Genomic DNA, 21,613 nt, shown 5'->3' on the forward strand with positions numbered 1-21,613 from the left:
TCTGATCCTTAAGCGGCGATGGTGGTGGTGACGTCGGACTTGACCTGTACCAGCGCCAACTCACCCGCCGCCGCGGTGGTCTTGAATACGCAGCCAGGCAGCAGGTGATTGCCTGCGGTGGAAGCGTTGGTCAGCTCGCCAGTCAACGGCACGGCGTAGACCTGGGCACCCTTGGTGGCACCGGCCAGGGTCTTGACCCAGACACGGCCAGTGCTGAGCAGGCTGACTTCTTCGTTCAGGCGGTAGCCGCCAACTGCGTTGCCGCTGTCGGAGACTTGGCCGGTCATGTAGCTGCCGCTCACGCCAACAGGCTTGCGAACGGAGATGCCCAGGAAGAAGCCGGCGCCAGCAGCAGGCAGTGCACCTTGCTTGTCGACAGCAGCGGACATCACTGCGCGCGCGAATGGAATGGCGACCGAGGCGACAGCGGTAGTGACGTCCGCCATGCTCAGGTCATTGATCTGGCCTTCGTAGGCCTTACCGGCGTACTGGCCGAAGGTGTCAATTGCAGTACCCATTACTTCTCACCTCGCAGGTATTTGGCGTAAGCGGCGGAACCGTCGAGAGTCGTCTTGGTGCCAGCGTTAGCGGCGTCCTTGGCAAACTGCTTCAGGCTGTCGTCGGTTTTGGTCTTGTCGTCGTCGCCGTCGTCCTTCTCGTCTGCTTCATCAGCAGCGGCGTCGAAGGCAGCCATGACGTAGGCTTCGGACTTGCCAGCCCAGTCGCGGGTCGGCTTGAGCTGCGCCATTGCGGCGCGCTTGATTTCGAGCGGGGACACCAGGCCCTTCGCGTCGAACGACTTCACAACCTTGGAGGCCAGGGCGATGGTGTCGAGGGTGGACTTCACGCGAGCGCCGATAGCGGCGTCAGAAGTTTCCTTCTTGGCCTCTTCCAGCTTCTCTTCGGCTTCGTCCTTGGTGGCTTCAGCCTTGTCTGCGCGATCCGACTCTTCATCCGCGAACTTCTGAAGCGCTGCAACGGCGTCTTCGACTACCGAAGCAGCCTCTTCGTCAAGGATGATGGAGCGGCTTTTCTTGGAGTCTAAAAAGACTTTCCGTTGTGCCATTGGTACACCTTTCGGTTTGTGGTCAAAAATGCGAGCGACCTTGCCGCCTCGCGCTGCTTCTACAACGGCGACGTGGTTGATCTGGATGTCACGCTGCTCGTATTCGTATGCGGTGCCGTCTGGGGCGGTACCGGGGGCTTCGACGTACTCGGCCAGGTAGCCGGGGGACAGCTCGGCCTTGCCCGACTCGATATCGTCGATGGCCGTCTGGTCCTTGATGATCAGGTCGACCACCAGGTTCTCGCCGTCCTGCGCAACTCCGCGCACATGGCCGACTGACACCTTCTTGAACGTCTTGGAGTCAACCAGGTCGTCCGGGTGGTCGTTGGTCACGTCCTTGTCGGGGAAGGTCGCCATCGACTCAGGGGCGAACACCTGGGCTGGCGGGCGGTAGACGTTGACGATCCGCTCAGGACCTTCAAGCTCCAGCTCGCTCGACAGGTACTGATAAACCCCGGTGCGCGCTGCAACCCCTTTCACGCAGAGGAATCCCTCGGGCGTGAGTGTTCGCGACGTAGGCTTGAAGGCCTCATCGATGGTCATTCTTTTCATATATTTGGTTTCGCCTATTGACTAGGAAACTATTTCCTATACAGTAAGACCTATGCCGGCCACTTAGGCGAGGCGAATATCGGAGCAAGACGAGATGAAACACGACTTCATCAAGACGGGCGACAGTGATAGCTATCGACAAATCGAAGATGGAAACGGTGAGGTTGCGCTCAATCAATGCAGGGTCTGCAAATGTGCAGAGGGGGAGCTTCCTACCGAGTGCCCCGGGGAGGAAGTGCTACCTGAAATTCGCCACCAAGTTCTGGTCGGCGAAGTAGATTTTCGATACGGCGCGTGGAGGCACTGCTCTAAATAACCACCACAAACCCCTTGACCGGGGTTTTCTCTCTTCCATCACCGGACCCAGAAAATGAAGCCGGACTCATCCAATCACAACCCGTCACCCACCTATCTGCGAGACCTACTGGAGCAGGCCGATGTCAGTCAGCGGCAAGCTGCGAACCTGCTAGGCGTAAGCGACCGCATGATGCGGTACTACTTGGCCGACGAGGGCAGCAAGCAGCACCGTAAGGCGCCGTACCTTGTTCAGTTCGCTATCGAGTGCTTATCCAAGGAGAACAATGATGAATGATCGTGAATTGCTGGAACTGGCGGCGAAAGCAGCTGGCGTTGATGGGGATTACTCGCCCCGCGCAAACGCAATCGTTACTGAGGACGGCTATTGGATGCCGCTCACCGACGACGGAGACGCGCTGCGACTGGCGGTGAAGCTTGAGATCGCCATCACCTTCCCGCACCCCGCTTTAGTCATGGCGTGCCGTGGAAAAGAAGATAAAGGTCACTGGCACAAGGCTTTTGTCAGCGGACCCGATGACTACGAGCGAGCCACTCGGCAAGCCATTACATACGCCGCCTCCGAGATAGGAAGGGGTATGCCATGACCCATCACTCCTTGTCGGGGAAGTAGTTCACGCCGGGGATCAGGCTAATTCCGACGCAGCGGCAAAGCACGTGGTGCCGCCCCGGTTGCAGGCCTGTTTCGCCTTTCCACGGGGCGCCATCAGCCACCTTGTACACGCCAACCCCATAACCGATGTCCTGCCGAGCGATACCCCAGCAGCTGATCTTGGCGTTGGGGTACTTGCCCGCCGGGTTGCCGGTGACACGCACATCACCCGCATCGACCGACTTGTAGAACTCAATCCCTGCTGCTGCCTGGCGCTGCCGGGTCAGGTCGGAGTTGAGCTTTGACGTCTGGTCGCGCGCGATGAGCTTTGCCCGTCGAGCGGTGACACCCGTCTCGGCCTGTATCTGCTTGGCGATGGCGGTAGGCGCGAGACCATTCTTCATGCCGCCCAGTACGATCGTCTCGACGTTTTTGAAGTACTCGTCGGGGATGGACTTGATCAGGTTGACGTTTTCAGCGGTGGAGGCTTCCAGATAGTCCTGCATACCCTTGGTACGAGTGATCAGCTGGAAGTCGACGCCGACCGCTTGATTGACTGACTTGCGGAAGTCCTCGGCGTTATCTGCCTCGGCCCGGCTGACAGTACTGGCCGCCACGCGCTGGATCTGCGCCTCGAAAAGGGATGAGCTGAACCGGCGCGAAACCCCGCGTATTGCTGCGAGGATGTCATCAGTCCAGCCGTCCATGGTGGGCTTGGCATCGGCAATATAGTCGCGCTTCAGCCGTTTCAGCTCAGGCTCAAGCGCCTTGACCAGTTCGGCAGCCATCAGCCTAACCATGCCTCGAAGCTGTCCGCTGTAGTAGCGCTCAGCCTCTTGGCTTGGCAGAACAGGCTTAGGGGCGCGGGGTTTCTTTTTCCGCCGCTCCAGCATCGCCAGGTTTGTCGCCGTCAGCTTCTCCAAGGGAGAAACCGGGGATACCTTCGCCGTCGTCGCCGATTCCATTGTCCTGATCCTTCTCGATCTGTTCTTGGGCGGCGATCTGTTCGTCGGTGATGGCGTACGTGCTACTGGCCTGGATGCGCCTCATGGCATGGCTTTGGCGAATCACACCTGCCTCCAAGTAGATGCCGTCAGCCTGGGCCATAGCCAGGTCTTCCTGGGCCTGCTCGATGCCTGAGGTCTGGGCCAGTGGATTCCACTCGAACTCTATGTCATCCGGGTAGTCGCCCAGGGCTGAGCGGATCAGCACCTTATCTAGTGCCTCCAGGTCCAGGCGCATCTGTCCGTCCTGCTTGCCCTTGATGGTGCCGTGGTAGGTCTTCAGGTCGCCCTCACCGGTTGAACTAAGGCCGGCTGCTGACTGCCCCCACAACTCAGTGACGGGCATCTCTGCCGCGCCGGCAGTCCACACCATGAACTGCTCCATGATCTGGCTTAGCCCTGAGAACGAGATGCTCTTGCGGTCGAACTCTTCGCTCTCGGCGTCCAGAAGACCCAAGTTAACGATGGACTTCATCATCCCGAACAATCGGTAACGCTCGGTGACGCTGTCACACTGAGCGCTGGCCAAGGCACCTTTCAGGCCTTTAACACTGATGGTGTCAACGTTGGCTTCCAGTACCAGTGAGGCAATACCGCCCTTGGTAGCCACCACATCGCGCAGGTCAGACATGCAGCGACGTAGGCGACTGTCACCCCAACCTTGCTCAAACATCCGCATGCGGCGCGGCAGGCGAGCCCCAGTGCGGCGGATGATGTGGCTGTAGTGAATACGCTGCTCGCCGTTCACCATCATGTAATACTCAGGGAGCATCCAGTTTGGCTTGAGCGGGTCGGTCAGGTTGAATTCTGTTGGCTGGATGTCCCAGCGGTCGAGGACGACAAGGTTCTTCAGGTCACCCTTCTTGACCTTCTTCAAGTCGAGAGGCTCGCTCAGGTCTTGACCGGTCACCATCAGCAGCGCGGCACCACCGTACAGGTCAGCCCAGCAGCAAGTATCAAGGTAGGCTTGCTGCACACCCAGGCGGCGCTCTTCGTTCGCGATGTCCTTGGCTTGCTTGCCGTTGAACGTGCGCCACTCACGCAGCGCATCTTCGTTCGGCTTGTCCACGATACGACGGGCAATCCAGTTCGACTGGTACGCCGCCTCAAGCTCAATCTGGTTGACGAACTCAAAGCCGAATACGTTGTGGGTGCGTTTGTCTCGGTTGGTGCCGATGTTGGCCACCATGTTCGACAAACTATCAGTTGACACGACCTTACCGGCCTGAATCTGAATTCGCGGTTTTGATGTGGTCATAAATTGATCTATCTCGCGCCACGAAACGGCGGTTGTGAAAACGTGGCGCGGATTATTCGACCTTGCGGCCAGGAAGCTTGAAGTCAGTCACCCGGTCAGCAATTGAACGGATCTTCTCCACACCCAGGAAGCCAACCCAGCCGCCGACGAAGGTGGCCATGCTCTGGGGAAGATTGAAGAACTCCAGCCCGCTGATGATTGTCAGGGCCAGGCCACCACAGATAGCGCCCTCCACGATCATCTGGCGGCGGGTGCCGCCACCGTATGTGATTCGCAGAACAGCCATCGCACAGGACAACGCAGCCGCATAGAGGATTGGCGAATGCTGGCTCAACCACGCAAGCGCTATCGCCCAGGTGTCTGGTTTGTCTGGCATGTTGGACATCTCGGTTCCTCCCCGTCAGGGAGTTAGGGATACGACAGGCCATGACCTGCGGAATTGAATCGGCTCACACAGCACTCCCAGCTCGGAGCAATGGGTGTGGTGGAGCCGAAAACGAAAAAGCCCCGCACGATGGCGAGGCTTTAATGGTTTTCGATTGAGTTGCCGAAGGCAAAATTATCAGGATGGCGCTAATATGCCACCAGCCGCACGGGAACGCAATAGGCCCTCATGCGGCCTCGCGCATTTCGTAAATTACCGCTGCAACGGGGCTCAGTGCGCGACGGTCCAGATCCTCGCAGCACTCGAAGATCAGTTGCAGCACACCACCCCAATCTCGCTCCCAATTGCACGACTCCAGCCGTACCTCGAACACCTGCCACAGCCACGCCCGGAACTTCTCGGCGTTGGCCAGCGGGTCTTCGTTGGCCGATTGGCCGCCCTGATGCATATGCCGGTACCGGCGCATTACCCCCTTCACCACGAACTCCAATTTCTCGCGCTTAGCTGCCGTCATGCGTGGCGATCGGCTCTGCACCACCAGGAAAACGACCTCTTCCGCCGCTTCTCGGATATCGTCGCTCTGCTCGGCGGCGTACATGAAGTCGCCGAAGACACGGATCTGCGGGTGCAGTCGGGCGATTGCCGACTGAATATGCCCAGCCAACGCCCCGTGCACCGCGTGGTTAGCCGTGGGCCCTCGCTCGGTGTTCTGCACCACCACGCCCAACTGCACAACGTCAGAGGTCTGGCCGGGGGCAGGGTTGTATTTGCAGTCATGCCACGCTTGGCGCGCTGAGTTGATCTTCATGCTGCCTCCCCCTTTTTCAGCTCTCTGGACATTGCCCGGTATTTGGCCTTGATGGCCTTGATCTCATCCACGGTGTACTTGCGAACGCTCTGGTCGGATTCCAGGGCGTCGACCGCCTCCTGGCCAATGCGCGCGATCAGGCCGATCCGGTAGTCCACGGCGTTGCCAGACATGAACCGGTTGTCCTGCTTGCTCTGGGCGTGGCAGTTACGCTCATCGAAGCGCAGGTGTGGCGCAGAACCGACGCTGCGGTAATGGCCGGCATCTACTGCATTGCCGCTCCAGTCCAATGGCTTGCCGCTGGATATGCAGAGGTGGCCGGCGGCCTGGTCCCGGGTGCGGATGTACTCGTTGAACGCCTGCTGGGCTTCGCGAATGTGGTCGCCGCGAGTCTTGAGCGCCTCCTTGCGCACCTTGATATCCCGGCGCTCGGCCTGGGCCAGCGACTTTTTCTCCTTGGCCTTCTGCACCTCTACGGTGGCCAGCGCACACTTAGGGCTGCACACCGCCTGACCGAGGCGCTGCGGGACGAATGAGGCCCTGCATGCTGGGTTATTGCAGGTCTTGGGCTTGGGCGCCTTCTTCTCGATGGCTACGCGCATGGCTCACCCTCCTTGGCTTTCTGCTGCTCATGGGTGAAGTCGCCGCGAAGAGGCATCAGATGTTCAGGCCGGAAGAAGCCCGCGCCATCCATGCCCTCGCGATAAACTACCCAGCCACCAAACTTCGGAGTCCAGAGGCAGCCGTCTGGCTCTTGCGCCGTCTCGCCGTTACGTAGGAATACGTCGAGCTTTACCACGGTCATCGCAGGGAAGCCGAAACCGCTCCGAAGCGTGAGGGCAAGGTCGCCGGATTTGAAGTTATGGCTCATGCGGCCTCCTGGCTAAGCAGGTCAGAGAAGTACACGCCTTGCCCGGTGAAGTAGCTGACGATGCGATCGGTGTACTGAATGCCCTGAGATCGATTGAAGAGGCTTGTCACGGGCATCCCATCAGGGCCGAACAGATTGCAGCCACCCATCAGTGAAAGCTTTCGCTCGTACGTTAGGGGGCGCATGACCTGGTACCAGTCCGCTTGGAATCCTGCGTCTTCGTTCAACAGGATCTGCACGCCGAAGTGCAATTTGCAGTACCGGCGCGCATCTTCTGGCTCGCCGATCTGGGTCATCTCGGCAATGCGCTTGTACATCGCGAACCAAAGGCGGTTCTGGTCAAGCGTTCGGTCCTTGCCCGGGCGAAGGCTCACCACCACGAAGTGCTTGTCCTCGAACATCTTGGACATGCGGGTGATGGCCTCAGTGAGCATGGAGCGGCAGTTGACGCTGATCTTGTCAGTCATAGCCAACCTCCTGACGCGATGGCGCTTTCCACTCCCAGAATGGGCCTTTGTTTTTCATGACGCCTTTGCGCTTGAGGCGCTGAAGAGCTTTGCTCACGTCTTCCCGAGTAGCATTCAGGGATCCTGAGCAGATCCAGGCAGTACCACCACCCTGCTCTTGGTAATACGCGAGCACCGATTGGTCGAAGTCATTCATTCGGCGAACTCCTTGAGCAGTTGGCGCGCGCCCATGACAGCGCCTTTGTCTCCGGATGTGCGGCTGATGTCCTTGAGCCATTCCAGCATTCGGGTGTTCTGGGCTTTCAGGTCGATGACCATGCCAAGCAATGCGTCGCCGTCATCGTCCATGTCGGACTTGAGTGCTTCGCCAATCGCGCCAAGGTCGCAGGCAGCAGCCAGAAGCATGCGTTTGTGCGATTCGAGATCCTTGCGCAGCACCAACGCGTCACGCCGATGAGTGCTGGCAATGCCGACGAGCTTTTTGGCGCGCGCCGCCCTTGCTAGCCTTTTCGCCTTCAAGGCATCGTTTTCGGTCTTGAGCTGAAGTCGCTCGTCCACCGCCACTTTCGATCCGACACGCCAGCCCTCGGAGTAGCCTGACTTCCAGCTTTCGTAGCCTGATTGCGCTTCCGGCTGTGCGGGATCCACACCCACAAGGGCATTCCAATCCGCCATGCTTGTGCCAGAGACAAAGCATGAGTTGCAGCCAAAGAGTGATCCATCCAATAGCCACTCCGCTTCACGGCCACAGCGGCAAGGCAAAGGCTTGACGGTTGAGGAATTCGCTGGCGGCGGAGCAACAGGTGGAATTTGCGGCCGGTAGAAATCATCGGGTGCTTGATTCACATTAATTCCGTCCTTGCTCATGACTTCACCTTCACGCCTGCTGCTTCGATGGATTGCACCAATAGGCCTACAATCTCGCGGTGGTGTGCGACTAGCATCCGCATGTTCGGGCTTCCGACACTTGTGAAGTCCTCTGGCAGCTCAATCACCAGCGCCTCGCGGCTCGCAAACCAAGCCCACTCAGCGCAAGCAAGCATCCCGGCGGCGTCTGGATTACTGGAGGCAGCCATCCGACCGAAGCCAAACTGCTTCACGAACGCCTCAATGAATTCTTCACGCACCTTGTCGTTCATGGCGTCACCTCTGAGGCTGCGCACGGGCCTTCGTGGCCGGACACACGACTGCACTCCCATCCCTCTGGCGGAACGTCACACATTGGGGCGACGTGCAGCCCGGCATCAGCGATAGCCATCGCCAGATCCTTGTTGTAAACGGTGAAACGCTTGCCTTTGGCGTCGACTACCCGCCATGCGGTTGCTGAAACGACGCCGGCAGGAAGTCGCGCGGCCTGCCATGCAAGCCAGCAGTACTGAATCGTGGTGCTGTGGTACTCGCCGTCAGCAAACTTGCTCATGCGCTGGTTCGGGTATTCGCTGAGAACCCATGCTTCGTACTCTTCACGCATCTTGTCGGTCATGGCCGTTGCTCCGTGGTCTTCTTGCCGAACTTGGCCAGCAGCAGCTCGCGGGCTGACTTACCGTCGGCCGGGATGCCTTGCTGGAGGATTCGCGCCTGGGTCTGTTGGTCGGCCAGCTCATTTGCGAGTTCGAAGTCGGTCTTCTGGCTGTCATGTCCGATCCCGATCAGGATCTTGCCGTCCAGCGGCTGGCCTTCCTGGGCGCGGCGGATCACCACGGCGTAGTTGTGATCGAAGCGCTGGCGCAGGCCTTTGTCTTCCTGCTTGGCGGAACGCAGGTCGAATATTCCAGTCTCGTTGGCCGCGACGCGCACACCTTCGTGGCTGTAGACGCCCATCAATGCCTCCACCCATGCGTCAGCGCTCGCTGGCAAGCCGAACGCTTCAGGTCCAGGCGTGCACCAGCCTATGAACTGGCCGACGCTTGGAGCGAACGGTGAGCCGCTTTTGCGGCACTGCTCGATCCCATAGCGGATCTGCTCCAGAGAACGGATGCCAGCGGCCATGAAGCCCATAGTCCAGTTGCGCATCGCGGCAGCCTTGGCCTTGTCGTCAGGCCATGCCTGTTTGTGGGCTGGGAAGATGGCCTGCAGCTGTCGAAACAGGCGCTCGACCACTTCACCGGTGGCGTCGTCCACCACTCCAAGCTGGCTGCCGATCTGCGCCGGGGACTGATAAGGGGCGGCGGTTCCCAGCGCCCGAGCGGCGCCGGGGATCATCTGAGTGATGTTCTTCATAGGTCATCACTCGTATCGGCGCGCCACGACTTGTCGTAGAAGTCCGGGCCGTTGCCAACAGTCCTGCCGCCCGCCACAACCTTGTCCGGGAACAAGCCGGTCCAGCCATTGCTGATGGACTGGTTGATCACGGCATCAGGGTCGTGGTGGCCTGCCAGGGTCTTGGCTTGACGGGCACAGGTAGTGGCGGTCAGCGACTTGCGGATCTCCTTGCGGTGTTGGCACCAGTCAGCCCAAGCAGTGGCGCTGACATTGGTCGGCTTGGCAGTCAGCGGGTCGAATTTCTCAGCCTTCGATTTTGTGCGAGAGGGAGCTTTAGCGACCGGCTCTTTTACTGGTTCCTTGACTGGTTCAAAAGAGTGACTGGTTCTGGGGGCAGCTCCTGCCCCACCCCCTGGGTTATCTCCTGCCCCAGGTAGGGCAGCTCCTGACCCACTATTAAGCGAAAGGTGGAAGAGATTCGACTGATTAAGCTCACCCTTGCGACGGAACTCACGACGCAGCAGGCCGCACTTCTCCAGCTCTCGAATGTGAACCTTCACAGTGGAGCGACCGATCTCACACTGATCAGCGATATGCTGATACGACGGCCAGCACTCGCCCACGTCGTTGGCGTTGTCAGCCAGCTTGATCAGTACCAGCTTGCGCAGCGGGTTTCCGACCTTGGTCTTCATGGCCTTGACCATCAGCTCCATGCTCATTGCAGGGTCTCCCACTGAGGCAAGCAATCGCTTCTCAGGAGCTTGTTAAAAGCCCTTTCACGAATGGAGCGAGGGTCGACACCGGTCAGGCGGCGGATCAACACCTTAGAAGCAAGAACGGCCGTCATAAGCTCGAAACGGGCGTCGTTCGTGCAGTCTTCACACTTCGATTCCTCTTCATCCAGGTAGACGCTCAGAGAGAACTCGCTTTTGTCCCAAGCCATATAGGCGAGCTGGTCATTGGTGAACTGTTCCATGTAGGCGTCGTCAATCATCGTCGCCTGGATTTTTGGTTCGTCTTTCATGGTCAGAACTCCAGGCGCTTGATTTCGGAGAGAAGATCCCGGCTATGGCGCTGGATGTAGATCTGGCTGAGCTTCTGCTTGCGGGATTCGAAGTCCATGCCTACATCGATCAGAGAAGCGTTGACGCGCTGCAAGTGTTCGATGCACCGAATCTCGCAGGGAGTCAGGTGGTCGCGGATGGAATCGGTGGGGCTGATGCAATGCGCAGCCCGGTAAGCCTTGGAGGGCATGCCCAGGGCGATACGGTTGATCAGGTCGAACTCATTGCTGAAGTGGTAGTGCTTGATTTCTTTGCCGGCGGCGAGGCGCCCGTGCTTGATGGCGTCGGTCAGGGCTGGCGCCTCAAGGCGGGCTCGCTCGCGGGACATGGCCCGATCAACCCCTTCACGGATGTTGTTGGCCGCAGATCGCTTAACCGACTGAAAAGTGCGATATACGTCAACCTCAAAAGCTGGCTCGATCCAGGCCGCATAGCGGATAGCGATCAGCTCATCGGCGAAGGTTCCGCCGGCGCGCCCTGGCCGCTTCACGCAAACTGCTATTTTCGTAGCAGTTTCGAGAGCCCCAATAAAAGCGGATACCGACTCAGATTTTAGGAAGTTACCAGGGCGCTGGCTTTCTGTAGCCTTACCGCTTTCCATTGCCGACCGGTGAAGATCGTTCAAGGAGTAACGACCTTCCTCGTCACGACGGATCATCACGGCCCCGATATTTACCTCATTAATGCGCGCCACGTTTTCAGAGATAACGAATCGTGGCGCGGAATGGATAGAGGTGGTGTTGACATTAATCTGCTGAGTGCGCATTATTCGCTCCAGACATTAGTTGTATGTGCTGCACGAAAAGCCACCATTGCCCGGTGGCTTTTTTGTGCGTCCGATTTACTGCTTGGTTGTTTCACTGGCAGATCCTCAATAGTCCCTGGGGGACTTATCAGCCCTTGCGTCCTATGGAAGCGACGTTGCTCCGGCTCTTTGGTGGCCGGGTCATTCGATCCAGCGCCCGGTTCATGATTGTTGCGGCCATCTCTTCTGGTGTTACCCCGTTGCGTCTGGCCAATAGCTCCAGATCAGCGAGTCCCTGCCAGTCGAGCTGGATTTCCAGCGGTTTTCTTTCAGGCACAGGGCCTCCTCGGCTACTTCAGGCCACGTCTGTTTTCGCGTTAAGCTCTTCCATCATTTGGTTCAGGCCGCGCTCCAGGATTTCGCGAGCGAGCACGGCTTTCTGGGTCCGCTGAAAGCGCGCCATAGCCGTCAGCAGGTCATCGGCTACCTCATCCAGGCGAACCTTGGTTGGCTTGTCGTGGAGGTGGTCAGGTGCGAAGTACGACATCTGTGTTTCCTTGTGTGATTGGAAGGGTTTAAGCGGCTTGAAATTCGGTGTTCTTGGCGGTCTCTTCACGCTCAGCAAGCAAGAGCTCAATGGCTTTTCCTGTGCTGTAGCCGACCATCGTGCCGCTGGCTGCGCGGGAGATCGTGGCCTGCGTGGTGCCGCAGTGTTCAGCTACTTCTGTCTGCGACAGCCCGAGCTGGAAAAGGCGATTCAACATCTCTTGAACTGTCATGACTGGAATCCTATGAGGTTTTGCATGACAAATCATACGAATATGCATTGCACCATGCAATAGAATTCTCATAATCCGCATTCGTATATTTGGTGAGTAATGGATATCGCTGGGCGCATCCGCGCAAAAATGGCCGACGCCGAACTAAACGAAACGCAGCTCGGTAAGAGGTCTGGCGTCCCGCAGCCAACGATCAACCGGATTTTGTCAGGGGAAAGCGCAAGCCCGCGCATGCCTACAATTGCCAAGCTGGCCAAGGCGTTGAAGGTTTCGCCGGAATGGCTAATGTACGGCACTGGCGACGAAGCCTTTGACGCTAACGTGGAGGCGGCTACGGGGCCGAACAGATATTACGAATACCCAGAGATAAGCTGGGTGCAGGCAGGAGTTGCGGCGGAGGCAATGGACTTGTTCAACGTAGGCGACTTTGAGGCGATGCACCCGTCTGATGCTTGGGCTGGCCCTAACGGCTTCTGGTTGAAGGTGAGAGGTCCATCAATGACCTCGAGTAATGGGATGAGTTTTAGCGAGGGGATGTTGATCTTGGTGGCACCTGGCGGCGACGTGGAGAACGGCCAGTACGTCGTTGCTAAGCTGATCGACACCAATGAAGCGACATTCAAGCAGTTCATCTGGGACTCTGGAAGGGCCTATCTCAAGCCTCTTAATCCAGCATTCCCAACGGTTGAGGTGGATAACACCTGGACAGTTGTAGGTCGTGTGATTGATGCTAAATGGCCTAGATCGGTTCTTTAGAGAAATCAAAGCCAGAAGGAGTGTTAATTGTCTTTAGCTAAAAAGGTTTTAGCCTTGGGAGCGCTTCTTTCTGCCAGCGCGGGCGCTGCTTATGCGTGGGATGCTCATGTCGCCTTTGATAAGGCTAGCGAAAGCCTTGTGCGCAAACTAGGCGCTAACATTCTGAATAGCCTTGGCAGCACAAGCCAGACCTGTAAGGGGTACGCCATGATCGACTCGGTGAAAATAGAAAGCATGTTTCCACTGTCAAAAATCGGTTCGGCTTCGCTGTACATTTCCGGAAAGAACAATAGCGCTATGTCTATCCGATACATTGTGGAATCGTCTGACGGCAAGGTCTACGTTAGGCCTGCCAGCATCGGAGAGGCCCAATCAGCCGTATTGCAGTTTGGTATGAACGGATGCAGCTAACCAGGCAGAAAGAAAACCACAACCCGCCGCCGCGGGTTTTTTTACGCCTACAGAAAATATTATGCATAAACGTATTGACCAATATTATGAGGATTCGTATAGTCACTCCATCGAGTCACCCAACAGGGACTCGCCAGGGCCTCAGGGCCTGCCGCTCTTTAACAACCAGACGTGACCCCCGCGACGTACCCAGGCCATTACCTGGGTCGGAAGAAGCTAAACCGCCGCCCATGCAGCCTCTGGATAGCTGCCGTACTCCCACATGTGAGTACGCGAAACCACGCAAGCCAGCCAGGAAGAACACCGGACACGAAATGTGTGACCTGGCCAGAGATATGAATCGGGCGATGCGCGTGGTGGAGAAACGAACTACCGAGGATTTCTCGGGGGTTCAACTGGACAGCATCACTGAGCAGCCTTCTCGCGAGGGCTGCTTGGGATGACAACCAGGAGAGACGAAATGCCCAAGTACATCCTCGACTACATCCGGCTTTGCCGGGAATGCAGCCTTGATCTGCGCACGATCGGCAACATGATCAGCATCGTGATTCCAGCTCTGCAGCGTGAGGCCGCCGGTCTGCGCAGCGCGGTCAGCGAGTTTGCCGAGGCCTTCCCTGAGCTTGAACAAGACGCCGAACTGCTGGAGTCAGCCATACGGGCCGGAATCCAGCGCTGTTCGCCTCAGCCACACCAGCAAGAGCTGTTTGCAGCATGAACCATCCTCCTGCGCATTCACAGAGTGCGCAGCGGGATGCGGATGAGTCCACACGGCGCAAGGCCGCCCCCTGCATCAAACCTCTGACGAACTACCCCGATCCGTAGCCAGTAGCTGGACCGGGCTCACAGATGGCGCCCTGCTGTTTCAGGCCTGCCATCTGGTTTCACAAATGCCTCTAGCCCCCCTGGAGGTATTTGGAAACCCTATCAACTGGAGCAAGCCATGAGCAAGCGGCCAAGCAAGATCCAATACGCCTACCAGATATTCAAGCCTTCAAGCCTCGATGCCCATTTTGGTGGCGGCTTCAACTCTCGCGTTCAAGGAGTTGAGCTTGCTGATGCCATCGACGGCGCATACAAGGCCGAGCGCATGCAGGGATGGTACAAGGCCGACGAAATGATCCGCGACGGCAAGATCTACTTCATTCATCCATTCCCGCACGGCCAGTGCAAGCAAACAGGCTTCATCTACGGCGGCACCTGGGCCTGCAACACCTGCCGCACTGACGGGTTCCAGAAGCCTTGGTGGGCCATCCGCGTGATGAAGGATGGCAGTGCGTGGTGCGTGGTAGGCGAAGGGTTTGAAGACCTGCAGTCGTCGGCTAATTACGCATTCGGCGATACCCGCGAAGAAGCGCTCAGCGCTTACGCCGAACTGATGAATCAATCGGTAGCGGCCTAATCCTCTCCTTGCACGTCAGCCAGACGAAAATTGGCCCGATCCTTTCCTTGGGGAGACTCGTATAGGGAGAGGCTGTATCGGAGTGTGATCTGGTTGCGACGAATGCACATCCATCGATGGTGTGTAGGCGGATTGGGTCAGATCACACCCCGATGCAGGTACAGATAGCCGCTCTCGCGCTGGTGGCGATATCGAAAGAGACGCCCGGGAATCCAGCGTTATCTGCATCACCCGGGGCCCACTGCACATCCCGCCGGGAGGGAGCCGAAAGGTAGCAGCAGCCCGCACATGCGGATTTTCTTTCCAGCAAGCAACGGGGGATACAGCCATGAAATAGCTCAGTGAAGTAGATACCCCGCGCCACGTAGGGAGGTCTATGTGGAGCACCGAAAGCCCGGGCAATGCTCGGGCTTTTTTACGCGCCTCTATTACGTCAGCACTCCTCCCCCGAATCAGGGAAACATTCATGAAGCGATCAGAATTCAGAGCCGAGCTGGTGAAAATCATGCCCGGCTATAGCTGGACCGTTCACAAAGGCAAGGATTCGGATGTTGTGTTCATCGCGACCGGCATTCAAACCAGCGGCTCTAACCGACTTTCGACTCTGCGCGTAGAGCGGCGCGAGGATGATCGCGGTATCAGCTATCAAGTTAAAAGCGCGGGCTACGGCACGCGGGCTCGGTGGTTGCATACCGCAAGCGATGCAACTCTCGCTCGCGCTCTTCGCTCCCTGCAAGAGCATTACGAGCGCATCGCCAGACAGTACAACGCCCACGCTATTGACCTGCAGACAGGCCGCAAAACGGCATCGGCACCCGCCGCCTAAACGAATTCAATTTATCCGTCAGCACTCCTCCCCCGCGCCCATCGGCAACCAGCGGGAGGCATGAGTGTTGACGAATACAGGTGAACCAAACAAACAACGGAGCAAGCCATGGACGTCAAATCGAACGAAGAAGTGCGTGAAGAACTGCTGGTTGAGGCGATGAATAAACTCAAGGCGCAGGCAAAGGAAGTGATCGACGGGGTCATGGGTGACCTCTACTGCGCGTACTTGCCGCACGTCGTGACCGATACCGATTCGAACATTGGCGCTCGGGTAACCGAGGTCATCAAGAACATGATCGCCGGAAAGATCGAGAAGGTCAGCGACTCAATGGTAAAGGTCAGTGATGGCTATTGGGTCGATCACTACATCAGCTTCAGCCCATACGAGGCACTGGTTAAGCCACTGTGCGACCTGATGGGCCCTGAGATTGTCGGCGCCCGCGTCAAGCAGCTTGAAAACGAAGTCGAGTCGCTCAAGCGCCAACTCCAAGACGCCTATCGCCGCTGATTCCGCCTAACCCCAAACACTGGAGGTCGCCATGAGCGCCTATATCTTGTGGATCTGGATATACAGCTATCCCAATACGACCGTGACTACTGCTGAGTATTCATCGCTTGAGCGATGCGAGCAGGCTGCATTGCAGATCAAGAAGGAAGGCACCACTCGCGGCTATCTCTGCACGCAAAAATAACCCCGACACCCTGGAGGCGACCATGACTTACGAAGTAATTGTTGAAGGGTACGTCCTCCAGGTGGAGGTGACGTATTGCGAGGACATCAAGCCGAGCTGGAACACATGGAACAGTGACTGGGACTACTTCGGTAGCCGGGAACTGGAGTTTCAGGTCGTGTCGGGAACGATGTACGACGAGGACGGCGTTCCTATGGACGTGTGCCAGATGGAGTTGGCGGTGATTGCCGAGAGCAAGGACTACGTCCCGATGATCGAGAAGGCGCTGTGGCATGAGATTGACGCCCGCAAGCGCCGCTATGGGAGCCTGGCAGCATGACTCACTCACAGCCATCCCAGCACGACCTGGCCGTCGGCATGCTTGAAAGCTACATCGCCAGGGTGATCGACCCGGAGTGCAGCCCTATCGCGGTCAAGGCCTCGGCCAACACCGCAATCCTGATCTTCCGCACCCTTGGCGTGATCGACGCGGCTGAGGATGTCCACTACACCGAGCGCCTGCACCGTATCTACGAGCGCCGGCAAGGAGAGGCGTCATGACTATCATCGCCGGATCATTTACAGGAATCGTGGAAGCCTTGAGAAATCGAGGCTTCTTGCTTTTGGCCGAAGTGAAATGGATCGAGCAGCCTTGCAAGTGTGCGGGCCGCTGGACTTGCAAGGTGAGCTTATGACCAACCAAAAGATTGGCGGCGTGCCACGCGTTCTTCTCGACGCTGACCGGGAAATGCGCGTGTACATAGCTGGCCCAATGACCGGCATTGCTGACTACAACTTCCCGGCCTTCAACGCGATGGCCGATAAGATGCGCGCTGCTGGTTGGCACGTAGAGAATCCAGCAGATCATGGCCTTGTGCCTGGCGCCCAGTGGGCGGACTACCTCCGCTACGACATTGGCTGCCTTGCAAGCTGCGAGGCAATCATGCTGCTGCCGGGCTGGACCGCATCACGTGGCGCACGCCTTGAGGTATCCATCGCCAAAGAGCTTGGCGTTGTGTTCATGTTTGCTGACGGCGCAGAGCCTGAAAGGCTTAGCCCATGACCTCCTACCAAAGAGCCAAGCGCTACTGCTTCTGGCGCGGGTCTGCCATAGCACTCGCATTCTTTACTTTCGTGATGTTGCTCGGCGCGCTCGCTGATCGAATCACTCAATAACCCACACCTTCAATCGCTGCGAGCATCGCGGCAGGGAGTCACCGTGTCCGCACAACAGCAAGTAATCACCATCGACGACATCAGCGCCGACAATGCTCCTGCCATTTACGTAGCCGGTGGCCTGGGCCAGTTCTTCGAGGCGGTAAAGGCAGAAGTCACCGGCGAGGTGCCCGATCTGAGCACTGTGAAAGGTCGCGCTCGCATTGCATCCCTGGCCGCAACGGTAAGCAAGTCCAAAAAGGCAGTCGAGACGCCTGGTCGCGACTACCTGAAGCGCCTCAAGGAAATGCCGAAGGTGGTGGAAGCCGAGCTGCGAGACTTCGTGACCAAGATGGACAACCTGCGCGATTCCACCCGTCAACCCCTGACGGATTGGGAAAACGCCGACCAGGCACGCAAAGATAAGCACGTCGATGGGATCGACAGCATGAAGGACATGGTCCTGTTCGGCGAAACCCCACCGGCATCCGTGGTTGCCCGGGTCATTGCCGATCTCGAAGCCATCGAAATCAACGATGCATGGGAAGAGTTCCTGGCCGAAGCCGCGCAGGTGAAGGACCAGACTCTGGCGAAGCTGCGCACCCTGCATTCCGAGCGCGCCCAGCAAGAGGCCGAACAGGCCGAACTGACACGTCTGCGTGCAGAGGCAGAAGCTCAGGCCCAGCGCAACCGCGATGCAGAGATTGCCAGAGTGGCCGCCGAACAGGCCCGAATCCAGGCTGAGCAAGAAGCCCAGGCCGAACGTGATGCCGCAGCGCGCCGCGAGCAGGAACTGCTGGACCAGGCCGCCGCCACTCAACGCGCCGCCGCACAGGCCGTACTGGATGCCGAGGCCGCTGCCGAGCGCCAACGCCTACAGCTGGAACTGCAGGCCGAACAGTCCCGCGCAGCTGCGGCACAGGCTGAAACCAACCGCATCGCCGCCGAGCAGCGCGCCGAACAAGAGCGTGTCGCCGCTGCCGAGCGCCAAGCAGCAGCAGTTGAACAGGCCCGCCAAGACGAGATTGCGCGTGCCAATGCGGCAGCGGATGAAATCCTGCGCCAGCAGCAGGCGCGCCAGGCTGACGTAGCGCACAAGTCGAAAATCCTGGGCGAAGCCAAACAGGCTTTGATCGATATGAACATCAGCGAAGAGCTGGCCAAGGCCATCGTGCTGAAGATCGCCCGCGGCGAAGTGCCGAACGTCTCCATTCAATTCTGAGGTTATGAAAATGCCCCAAGATATCGTTATGCCTCCAGAGCGGCAGCAATCTATCGCCGTTCACCAAGACCAAGAGGTAAGCATGCTGGCTACCATCAGCCGGCTTGCACTTGACCCGCGCTGCGACATGGAAAAACTCGAACGCTTGATGGCTCTTCAGGAGCGCATGGAAGCCAAGAGCGCCCTGGAGGCATTCAACGCTGCATTCGCTGAGATGCAGTGCGAGATGCCTTCGGTAGAGAAGCGTACCCAGAACACGCATACAAAGAAGATGTACGCCGACCTGGACGACATCAACTTTGCAGTGAGGCCGGTCATGGCCAAGTTCGGCTTTGGCGTTTCCTTCAAGGTAAAGAACAACGACGGCGCCGTAAAAATCATCGGGATCCTGATGCACAAAGCTGGTCACCGAGAAGAGACCGAGATGATTTTGCCGCTGGACAAGGGCGCCCAGCGAAGCGCTGTACAGGAAGTTGGATCAACGACTACCTACGGCAAGCGTTACGTGATGTGCGCGCTGCTGAACATCACAAGCGGCGACGACTACGACAACGACGGCTACAAAGATCAGGGCGAGCAATTGATCACCCCGGCGCAGGCCAAGCAGGTGCAAACCCTGCTCGACAAGTGCAGCACTGCCGTGCACGCCAACTTTGAAAAGATGTACGGCGACCCTGGGCAGATCGCGAAGTCAGCTTTTGACGGCGTAGTAGCTGGGTTGAATAACTCAATCTCAAAAGCGGCCAAAGCGGCTCAGCAAGCGGGGTAAACAGCCATGCAAATAATCACTGAGGTTGAACAGGGTTCGCCTGAGTGGCTGGCCCTGCGCTTGGGTATCGTCACATGCTCGGAACTGGAATGTCTGCTGGTCAACGGCAAAGGCGACGCAGGTTTCGGCGCAGGCGCCTTCACCTACATGAACACGCTCATCGGCGAGCGCATCACCGGCGAAGCTGCTGATCCGTTCATGGGGAATCGGCACACAGAGCGCGGCCATGAGCTGGAAGGCTTTGCCCGAAAGCTGTACGAACAGCGTGAAGAGGTCGAGACCAAGCAGGTTGCGATCATCCTTAACCACGGCGCGGGCTATTCGCCTGACTCTCTGGTGGGCAAGTCCGGCTTGACGGAGATCAAAACCAAGCTGCCGAAGTTTCAGGTCGAAGTGATTCTGTCCGGCGAAATTCCAAAGGAACACGTCGCCCAGTGCCAGGGCGGCCTGTGGGTGTCGGAACGCGAGTGGATCGACTTTGTTTGTTACTGGCCCGGCATGCCGCTGTTCATCAAGCGCGCCTACCGGGACGAGGCGATGATCCGCAAGCTGTCGGAGCGGGTCAGCACCTTCTACGAAATCTTGGACGACCGGATGAATCGGGTCTTGGGGATAGCAGCATGATCAGCATCCTCCATAACGAAGTAGAGCGCCTGCGCCCTGCCCAGGAAGAACTTGCCGCCCAGGTCGCTGAGTTTGTGGCGGCCGGCGGGCGGATTGAGGAAGGCCCGGCCAGCGGCTACATCCCCAAGCCGATCACCTACAGCAACCAGATGCCGCCGGCGCCCAAGCCGTTTGTTCGTCGCCGGGCTGAAGCGGCTCCCCTGCCCATCGCGCCGCTCGACGCAAGAATCGATAGGCGTTTAGAGAAGGCCGAAATGGTAAAGGCCATGGCGTCGACGCACACCCAGACGGAAGTATCGGCCGCCACCGGGATGACGCCAAGAACGCTCAGGGGGTTAGCAAAGGATTTTGGATTTTCATTCAAGCGCTCCAGTCACGGCGGCCACTATGGAGAAAAGTGGAAAGCTGAAACCAAAGTTCGCGATGCCAAGTACGCCGAGCGCATACAGGCATTCAAGGAGCTGGGGATATCCAGGCGAGTGGTCTGCGGAAAGCTCGCTATCTCGCATGGCACGCTGACACGCATTCTGGATGAGTACGGTATCGACTACCCCAAAGCACGCCAGGGCAAGACTTCATGCGCCGCATAGCCCGCACCCAGCAACGCAAACGTCAAACCTGGCTCGCACTGCCGGCCAGCGGAATAGAAGAGGTAGGCCATGGCCAAGACCGGAGCAATAACTCTCCCAAAATGGGATGGCGTCAGGAATCCTATGACGCCAAAGGAGAGAAAGAAGGCGCGGGCAGAAGCCAAGGAAAAGTGGAATGCCCTTACAAAGGAACAGCAGGCCGCTATAGAGAGCGCTGCGTATGACGAGCACTGCAAGGCTCAGTACAGGCGCAATCCGGACAGCCTGAGCAGACATCTACTTTCCTCTCGCCCAGCGCTTAGCGCCGAGTATGAGGACTGGAGAAATCGACATGGAATACCCGGCCGAGCGGAAAGGATGAAAGCGTCGGCGCTGAAGCGTTATGCCGCCGAGGTTCGTCAAACTCCGAAATGGAATATTGAGCTTGATCGTTTCGTATGGCGTGAGCTCAGATCTCTGCGAGTAGATCGCGAAAAGGCCACTGGAATCAAATGGGCCATTGATCACGTCTTTCCTCTCCAGGGCCGCAGAGTATCCGGGCTGCACACGGCACTGAACTGGCAACTCATACCTAGCTGGATGAACAACGAAAAACTCAACCGGGCAATCCTAACTCGCCCGGATGAGTGGATTTTCTACCTCAACGAAGAGTGGCTTCCTCCGGAACTGTACAGGCAGACATGGAGGTCCAGCCCACTCTACGACCCATTCGCATTGGACTGACAAGTATGGCGATGACAGCGCGAGAGCGATCGGCCCTGGCCGCAGCTAAACGAGCAATCTACGCGGAAAAAGAACTGAGGCACCGGGTTCGCCCAGGCATCGAGCAGAAGCTTGCTGACCTTATGGCTTGGAACCAGGTAGAGGAACAGAACGAGGCCATTCAGAACCTCATACTCAACGCTCACGCACTGGGCCCGGAAGGGTCTTCTGAGGCGATGCGCACTCCGCGACACGAAATAACCATAAGCAAGCGTGTCGCGGAATTGCTTTCAGAGTTTGTGGCGCCGCCAGAAGACGAATAAAGCCTACAACCGCGAAGCCCTTCGCATCTGCCACGACGAATAACCCACCCTACTC

Annotated in this window: 38 protein-coding genes; 18 read left to right on the forward strand and 20 right to left on the reverse strand. The window is 58.0% G+C overall.

What is annotated here, in order from left to right:
* Positions 1-8: 8 nt before the first annotated feature.
* Positions 9-518 (reverse strand): hypothetical protein, encoded by a 510-nt coding sequence (locus C5F71_RS02055; protein ID WP_104910492.1) that lies wholly within the window; start codon positions 516-518, stop codon positions 9-11.
* A complete protein-coding gene (locus C5F71_RS02060) occupies positions 518-1,546 on the reverse strand; it encodes a DUF2213 domain-containing protein (RefSeq protein ID WP_158682847.1) in 1,029 nt (342 codons plus the stop codon). Before C5F71_RS02060 ends, C5F71_RS02055 begins: the two co-directional genes overlap by 1 nt.
* A gap of 656 nt (positions 1,547-2,202) precedes the next feature.
* Between C5F71_RS02060 and C5F71_RS02075 the strand changes: the two genes are divergently transcribed.
* On the forward strand, positions 2,203-2,520 hold the full coding sequence (locus C5F71_RS02075; protein WP_104910496.1) for a hypothetical protein: 318 nt from the start codon (positions 2,203-2,205) through the stop codon (positions 2,518-2,520).
* 4 nt (positions 2,521-2,524) lie between these two features.
* Here C5F71_RS02075 and C5F71_RS02080 read toward each other — a convergent pair whose 3' ends face one another.
* From C5F71_RS02080 to C5F71_RS02165, 18 genes are all read right to left on the reverse strand, one after another.
* Positions 2,525-3,313: a phage head morphogenesis protein gene (locus C5F71_RS02080; protein ID WP_104910497.1), complete on the reverse strand. Its 789-nt coding sequence runs from the start codon at positions 3,311-3,313 to the stop codon at positions 2,525-2,527.
* A 67-nt stretch (positions 3,314-3,380) separates the two neighbouring features.
* Positions 3,381-4,742 (reverse strand): DUF1073 domain-containing protein, encoded by a 1,362-nt coding sequence (locus C5F71_RS02085; protein WP_158682848.1) that lies wholly within the window; start codon positions 4,740-4,742, stop codon positions 3,381-3,383.
* Positions 4,743-4,839: 97 nt separating this feature from the next.
* Entirely contained in the window at positions 4,840-5,172 is a 333-nt protein-coding gene (locus C5F71_RS02090) for a phage holin, lambda family (protein ID WP_104910499.1), read from the reverse strand.
* Between the two features lie 226 nt (positions 5,173-5,398).
* The gene (locus C5F71_RS02095) at positions 5,399-5,980 is read right to left on the reverse strand and encodes a hypothetical protein (RefSeq protein WP_104910500.1); all 582 of its coding nucleotides are present in this window, start codon (positions 5,978-5,980) and stop codon (positions 5,399-5,401) included.
* Positions 5,977-6,582 carry a recombination protein NinG gene (locus tag C5F71_RS02100; protein WP_104910501.1) on the reverse strand — a complete coding sequence of 202 codons (606 nt, stop codon included), beginning with the start codon at positions 6,580-6,582 and terminating at the stop codon, positions 5,977-5,979. The genes C5F71_RS02095 and C5F71_RS02100 overlap by 4 nt, the downstream gene beginning before the upstream one ends.
* Positions 6,573-6,851: a hypothetical protein gene (locus C5F71_RS02105; protein WP_104910502.1), complete on the reverse strand. Its 279-nt coding sequence runs from the start codon at positions 6,849-6,851 to the stop codon at positions 6,573-6,575. The genes C5F71_RS02100 and C5F71_RS02105 overlap by 10 nt, the downstream gene beginning before the upstream one ends.
* Positions 6,848-7,318 carry a hypothetical protein gene (locus tag C5F71_RS02110; protein WP_104910503.1) on the reverse strand — a complete coding sequence of 157 codons (471 nt, stop codon included), beginning with the start codon at positions 7,316-7,318 and terminating at the stop codon, positions 6,848-6,850. Before C5F71_RS02110 ends, C5F71_RS02105 begins: the two co-directional genes overlap by 4 nt.
* Positions 7,311-7,514: a hypothetical protein gene (locus tag C5F71_RS02115; protein ID WP_104910504.1), complete on the reverse strand. Its 204-nt coding sequence runs from the start codon at positions 7,512-7,514 to the stop codon at positions 7,311-7,313. Before C5F71_RS02115 ends, C5F71_RS02110 begins: the two co-directional genes overlap by 8 nt.
* Complete coding sequence (locus C5F71_RS02120) at positions 7,511-8,185, reverse strand: hypothetical protein (protein ID WP_158682849.1); 675 nt, start codon at positions 8,183-8,185, stop codon at positions 7,511-7,513. The genes C5F71_RS02115 and C5F71_RS02120 overlap by 4 nt, the downstream gene beginning before the upstream one ends.
* Entirely contained in the window at positions 8,182-8,457 is a 276-nt protein-coding gene (locus tag C5F71_RS02125; RefSeq protein WP_104910506.1) for a hypothetical protein, read from the reverse strand. The genes C5F71_RS02120 and C5F71_RS02125 overlap by 4 nt, the downstream gene beginning before the upstream one ends.
* Positions 8,454-8,801: a hypothetical protein gene (locus C5F71_RS02130; protein ID WP_104910507.1), complete on the reverse strand. Its 348-nt coding sequence runs from the start codon at positions 8,799-8,801 to the stop codon at positions 8,454-8,456. The genes C5F71_RS02125 and C5F71_RS02130 overlap by 4 nt, the downstream gene beginning before the upstream one ends.
* Positions 8,798-9,538: a replication protein P gene (locus tag C5F71_RS02135; RefSeq protein WP_104910508.1), complete on the reverse strand. Its 741-nt coding sequence runs from the start codon at positions 9,536-9,538 to the stop codon at positions 8,798-8,800. Before C5F71_RS02135 ends, C5F71_RS02130 begins: the two co-directional genes overlap by 4 nt.
* Positions 9,535-10,239, reverse strand: coding sequence for a helix-turn-helix domain-containing protein (locus C5F71_RS02140; RefSeq protein WP_104910509.1), 705 nt, complete (start codon positions 10,237-10,239; stop codon positions 9,535-9,537). The genes C5F71_RS02135 and C5F71_RS02140 overlap by 4 nt, the downstream gene beginning before the upstream one ends.
* Positions 10,236-10,544: a hypothetical protein gene (locus tag C5F71_RS02145; RefSeq protein ID WP_058410617.1), complete on the reverse strand. Its 309-nt coding sequence runs from the start codon at positions 10,542-10,544 to the stop codon at positions 10,236-10,238. The genes C5F71_RS02140 and C5F71_RS02145 overlap by 4 nt, the downstream gene beginning before the upstream one ends.
* A 2-nt stretch (positions 10,545-10,546) precedes the next feature.
* Complete coding sequence (locus tag C5F71_RS02150; RefSeq protein WP_104910510.1) at positions 10,547-11,350, reverse strand: KilA-N domain-containing protein; 804 nt, start codon at positions 11,348-11,350, stop codon at positions 10,547-10,549.
* Between the two features lie 127 nt (positions 11,351-11,477).
* On the reverse strand, positions 11,478-11,666 hold the full coding sequence (locus C5F71_RS02155) for a hypothetical protein (RefSeq protein WP_042559998.1): 189 nt from the start codon (positions 11,664-11,666) through the stop codon (positions 11,478-11,480).
* 18 nt (positions 11,667-11,684) lie between these two features.
* The gene (locus C5F71_RS02160) at positions 11,685-11,876 is read right to left on the reverse strand and encodes a hypothetical protein (protein ID WP_058410615.1); all 192 of its coding nucleotides are present in this window, start codon (positions 11,874-11,876) and stop codon (positions 11,685-11,687) included.
* 28 nt (positions 11,877-11,904) lie between these two features.
* Entirely contained in the window at positions 11,905-12,108 is a 204-nt protein-coding gene (locus tag C5F71_RS02165; RefSeq protein ID WP_104910511.1) for a helix-turn-helix domain-containing protein, read from the reverse strand.
* 99 nt (positions 12,109-12,207) lie between these two features.
* Between C5F71_RS02165 and C5F71_RS02170 the strand changes: the two genes are divergently transcribed.
* From C5F71_RS02170 to C5F71_RS02240, 17 genes are all read left to right on the forward strand, one after another.
* Positions 12,208-12,864 carry a LexA family transcriptional regulator gene (locus C5F71_RS02170; RefSeq protein WP_104910512.1) on the forward strand — a complete coding sequence of 219 codons (657 nt, stop codon included), beginning with the start codon at positions 12,208-12,210 and terminating at the stop codon, positions 12,862-12,864.
* 27 nt (positions 12,865-12,891) lie between these two features.
* The gene (locus C5F71_RS02175) at positions 12,892-13,275 is read left to right on the forward strand and encodes a hypothetical protein (RefSeq protein WP_104910513.1); all 384 of its coding nucleotides are present in this window, start codon (positions 12,892-12,894) and stop codon (positions 13,273-13,275) included.
* A gap of 460 nt (positions 13,276-13,735) precedes the next feature.
* On the forward strand, positions 13,736-13,990 hold the full coding sequence (locus C5F71_RS02180; protein ID WP_104910514.1) for a hypothetical protein: 255 nt from the start codon (positions 13,736-13,738) through the stop codon (positions 13,988-13,990).
* Between the two features lie 225 nt (positions 13,991-14,215).
* Complete coding sequence (locus C5F71_RS02185) at positions 14,216-14,674, forward strand: hypothetical protein (protein ID WP_104910515.1); 459 nt, start codon at positions 14,216-14,218, stop codon at positions 14,672-14,674.
* A 466-nt stretch (positions 14,675-15,140) separates the two neighbouring features.
* The gene (locus C5F71_RS02190; RefSeq protein WP_104910516.1) at positions 15,141-15,500 is read left to right on the forward strand and encodes a hypothetical protein; all 360 of its coding nucleotides are present in this window, start codon (positions 15,141-15,143) and stop codon (positions 15,498-15,500) included.
* 108 nt (positions 15,501-15,608) lie between these two features.
* Entirely contained in the window at positions 15,609-16,010 is a 402-nt protein-coding gene (locus tag C5F71_RS02195) for a hypothetical protein (protein ID WP_104910517.1), read from the forward strand.
* Between the two features lie 31 nt (positions 16,011-16,041).
* Positions 16,042-16,194, forward strand: a complete 153-nt coding sequence (locus C5F71_RS28875) for a hypothetical protein (RefSeq protein ID WP_158682850.1) — start codon at positions 16,042-16,044, stop codon at positions 16,192-16,194.
* A gap of 22 nt (positions 16,195-16,216) precedes the next feature.
* On the forward strand, positions 16,217-16,513 hold the full coding sequence (locus C5F71_RS02200; RefSeq protein WP_104910518.1) for a hypothetical protein: 297 nt from the start codon (positions 16,217-16,219) through the stop codon (positions 16,511-16,513).
* A complete protein-coding gene (locus C5F71_RS02205) occupies positions 16,510-16,734 on the forward strand; it encodes a hypothetical protein (RefSeq protein ID WP_104910519.1) in 225 nt (74 codons plus the stop codon). The genes C5F71_RS02200 and C5F71_RS02205 overlap by 4 nt, the downstream gene beginning before the upstream one ends.
* Positions 16,731-16,868, forward strand: coding sequence for a hypothetical protein (locus tag C5F71_RS29045; protein ID WP_177410393.1), 138 nt, complete (start codon positions 16,731-16,733; stop codon positions 16,866-16,868). Before C5F71_RS02205 ends, C5F71_RS29045 begins: the two co-directional genes overlap by 4 nt.
* Positions 16,865-17,236 (forward strand): DUF4406 domain-containing protein, encoded by a 372-nt coding sequence (locus C5F71_RS02210; protein ID WP_256588086.1) that lies wholly within the window; start codon positions 16,865-16,867, stop codon positions 17,234-17,236. The genes C5F71_RS29045 and C5F71_RS02210 overlap by 4 nt, the downstream gene beginning before the upstream one ends.
* 156 nt (positions 17,237-17,392) lie before the next feature.
* Positions 17,393-18,550, forward strand: coding sequence for a hypothetical protein (locus C5F71_RS02215; RefSeq protein ID WP_104910521.1), 1,158 nt, complete (start codon positions 17,393-17,395; stop codon positions 18,548-18,550).
* A gap of 82 nt (positions 18,551-18,632) precedes the next feature.
* Positions 18,633-19,319: an ERF family protein gene (locus C5F71_RS02220; protein WP_218274773.1), complete on the forward strand. Its 687-nt coding sequence runs from the start codon at positions 18,633-18,635 to the stop codon at positions 19,317-19,319.
* 6 nt (positions 19,320-19,325) lie between these two features.
* Positions 19,326-19,943 carry a lambda exonuclease family protein gene (locus C5F71_RS02225; protein ID WP_104910523.1) on the forward strand — a complete coding sequence of 206 codons (618 nt, stop codon included), beginning with the start codon at positions 19,326-19,328 and terminating at the stop codon, positions 19,941-19,943.
* Complete coding sequence (locus C5F71_RS02230; RefSeq protein ID WP_104910524.1) at positions 19,940-20,533, forward strand: helix-turn-helix domain-containing protein; 594 nt, start codon at positions 19,940-19,942, stop codon at positions 20,531-20,533. The genes C5F71_RS02225 and C5F71_RS02230 overlap by 4 nt, the downstream gene beginning before the upstream one ends.
* A 69-nt stretch (positions 20,534-20,602) precedes the next feature.
* Positions 20,603-21,256, forward strand: coding sequence for a hypothetical protein (locus C5F71_RS02235; RefSeq protein ID WP_158682851.1), 654 nt, complete (start codon positions 20,603-20,605; stop codon positions 21,254-21,256).
* A gap of 5 nt (positions 21,257-21,261) precedes the next feature.
* Positions 21,262-21,558 (forward strand): hypothetical protein, encoded by a 297-nt coding sequence (locus tag C5F71_RS02240; protein ID WP_104910526.1) that lies wholly within the window; start codon positions 21,262-21,264, stop codon positions 21,556-21,558.
* Positions 21,559-21,613: the final 55 nt, after the last annotated feature.

It is taken from the genome of Pseudomonas sp. LG1D9 (assembly GCF_002949995.1).
Taxonomy (GTDB): domain Bacteria; phylum Pseudomonadota; class Gammaproteobacteria; order Pseudomonadales; family Pseudomonadaceae; genus Aquipseudomonas; species Aquipseudomonas proteolytica.

Excerpts from the sequence above, each read along its gene's own strand:
- C5F71_RS02150 (WP_104910510.1), bottom strand. The coding sequence starts at position 11,350 with ATGCGCACTCAGCAGATTAATGTCAACACCACCTCTATCCATTCCGCG.
- C5F71_RS02120 (WP_158682849.1), bottom strand. The coding sequence starts at position 8,185 with ATGAGCAAGGACGGAATTAATGTGAATCAAGCACCCGATGATTTCTAC.
- C5F71_RS02080 (WP_104910497.1), bottom strand. The coding sequence starts at position 3,313 with ATGGCTGCCGAACTGGTCAAGGCGCTTGAGCCTGAGCTGAAACGGCTG.
- C5F71_RS02115 (WP_104910504.1), bottom strand. The coding sequence starts at position 7,514 with ATGAATGACTTCGACCAATCGGTGCTCGCGTATTACCAAGAGCAGGGT.
- C5F71_RS02110 (WP_104910503.1), bottom strand. The coding sequence starts at position 7,318 with ATGACTGACAAGATCAGCGTCAACTGCCGCTCCATGCTCACTGAGGCC.
- C5F71_RS02130 (WP_104910507.1), bottom strand. The coding sequence starts at position 8,801 with ATGACCGACAAGATGCGTGAAGAGTACGAAGCATGGGTTCTCAGCGAA.
- C5F71_RS02225 (WP_104910523.1), top strand. The coding sequence starts at position 19,326 with ATGCAAATAATCACTGAGGTTGAACAGGGTTCGCCTGAGTGGCTGGCC.
- C5F71_RS02205 (WP_104910519.1), top strand. The coding sequence starts at position 16,510 with ATGACTCACTCACAGCCATCCCAGCACGACCTGGCCGTCGGCATGCTT.
- C5F71_RS29045 (WP_177410393.1), top strand. The coding sequence starts at position 16,731 with ATGACTATCATCGCCGGATCATTTACAGGAATCGTGGAAGCCTTGAGA.
- C5F71_RS02235 (WP_158682851.1), top strand. The coding sequence starts at position 20,603 with ATGGCCAAGACCGGAGCAATAACTCTCCCAAAATGGGATGGCGTCAGG.
- C5F71_RS02185 (WP_104910515.1), top strand. The coding sequence starts at position 14,216 with ATGAGCAAGCGGCCAAGCAAGATCCAATACGCCTACCAGATATTCAAG.
- C5F71_RS02170 (WP_104910512.1), top strand. The coding sequence starts at position 12,208 with ATGGATATCGCTGGGCGCATCCGCGCAAAAATGGCCGACGCCGAACTA.
- C5F71_RS02100 (WP_104910501.1), bottom strand. The coding sequence starts at position 6,582 with ATGCGCGTAGCCATCGAGAAGAAGGCGCCCAAGCCCAAGACCTGCAAT.
- C5F71_RS02160 (WP_058410615.1), bottom strand. The coding sequence starts at position 11,876 with ATGTCGTACTTCGCACCTGACCACCTCCACGACAAGCCAACCAAGGTT.
- C5F71_RS02220 (WP_218274773.1), top strand. The coding sequence starts at position 18,633 with ATGCTGGCTACCATCAGCCGGCTTGCACTTGACCCGCGCTGCGACATG.
- C5F71_RS02210 (WP_256588086.1), top strand. The coding sequence starts at position 16,865 with ATGACCAACCAAAAGATTGGCGGCGTGCCACGCGTTCTTCTCGACGCT.
- C5F71_RS02090 (WP_104910499.1), bottom strand. The coding sequence starts at position 5,172 with ATGTCCAACATGCCAGACAAACCAGACACCTGGGCGATAGCGCTTGCG.
- C5F71_RS02135 (WP_104910508.1), bottom strand. The coding sequence starts at position 9,538 with ATGAAGAACATCACTCAGATGATCCCCGGCGCCGCTCGGGCGCTGGGA.
- C5F71_RS02165 (WP_104910511.1), bottom strand. The coding sequence starts at position 12,108 with ATGACAGTTCAAGAGATGTTGAATCGCCTTTTCCAGCTCGGGCTGTCG.
- C5F71_RS02055 (WP_104910492.1), bottom strand. The coding sequence starts at position 518 with ATGGGTACTGCAATTGACACCTTCGGCCAGTACGCCGGTAAGGCCTAC.
- C5F71_RS02180 (WP_104910514.1), top strand. The coding sequence starts at position 13,736 with ATGCCCAAGTACATCCTCGACTACATCCGGCTTTGCCGGGAATGCAGC.
- C5F71_RS02195 (WP_104910517.1), top strand. The coding sequence starts at position 15,609 with ATGGACGTCAAATCGAACGAAGAAGTGCGTGAAGAACTGCTGGTTGAG.
- C5F71_RS02140 (WP_104910509.1), bottom strand. The coding sequence starts at position 10,239 with ATGAGCATGGAGCTGATGGTCAAGGCCATGAAGACCAAGGTCGGAAAC.
- C5F71_RS02230 (WP_104910524.1), top strand. The coding sequence starts at position 19,940 with ATGATCAGCATCCTCCATAACGAAGTAGAGCGCCTGCGCCCTGCCCAG.
- C5F71_RS02105 (WP_104910502.1), bottom strand. The coding sequence starts at position 6,851 with ATGAGCCATAACTTCAAATCCGGCGACCTTGCCCTCACGCTTCGGAGC.
- C5F71_RS02145 (WP_058410617.1), bottom strand. The coding sequence starts at position 10,544 with ATGAAAGACGAACCAAAAATCCAGGCGACGATGATTGACGACGCCTAC.
- C5F71_RS02095 (WP_104910500.1), bottom strand. The coding sequence starts at position 5,980 with ATGAAGATCAACTCAGCGCGCCAAGCGTGGCATGACTGCAAATACAAC.
- C5F71_RS28875 (WP_158682850.1), top strand. The coding sequence starts at position 16,042 with ATGAGCGCCTATATCTTGTGGATCTGGATATACAGCTATCCCAATACG.
- C5F71_RS02240 (WP_104910526.1), top strand. The coding sequence starts at position 21,262 with ATGGCGATGACAGCGCGAGAGCGATCGGCCCTGGCCGCAGCTAAACGA.
- C5F71_RS02200 (WP_104910518.1), top strand. The coding sequence starts at position 16,217 with ATGACTTACGAAGTAATTGTTGAAGGGTACGTCCTCCAGGTGGAGGTG.
- C5F71_RS02190 (WP_104910516.1), top strand. The coding sequence starts at position 15,141 with ATGAAGCGATCAGAATTCAGAGCCGAGCTGGTGAAAATCATGCCCGGC.
- C5F71_RS02075 (WP_104910496.1), top strand. The coding sequence starts at position 2,203 with ATGAATGATCGTGAATTGCTGGAACTGGCGGCGAAAGCAGCTGGCGTT.
- C5F71_RS02125 (WP_104910506.1), bottom strand. The coding sequence starts at position 8,457 with ATGAACGACAAGGTGCGTGAAGAATTCATTGAGGCGTTCGTGAAGCAG.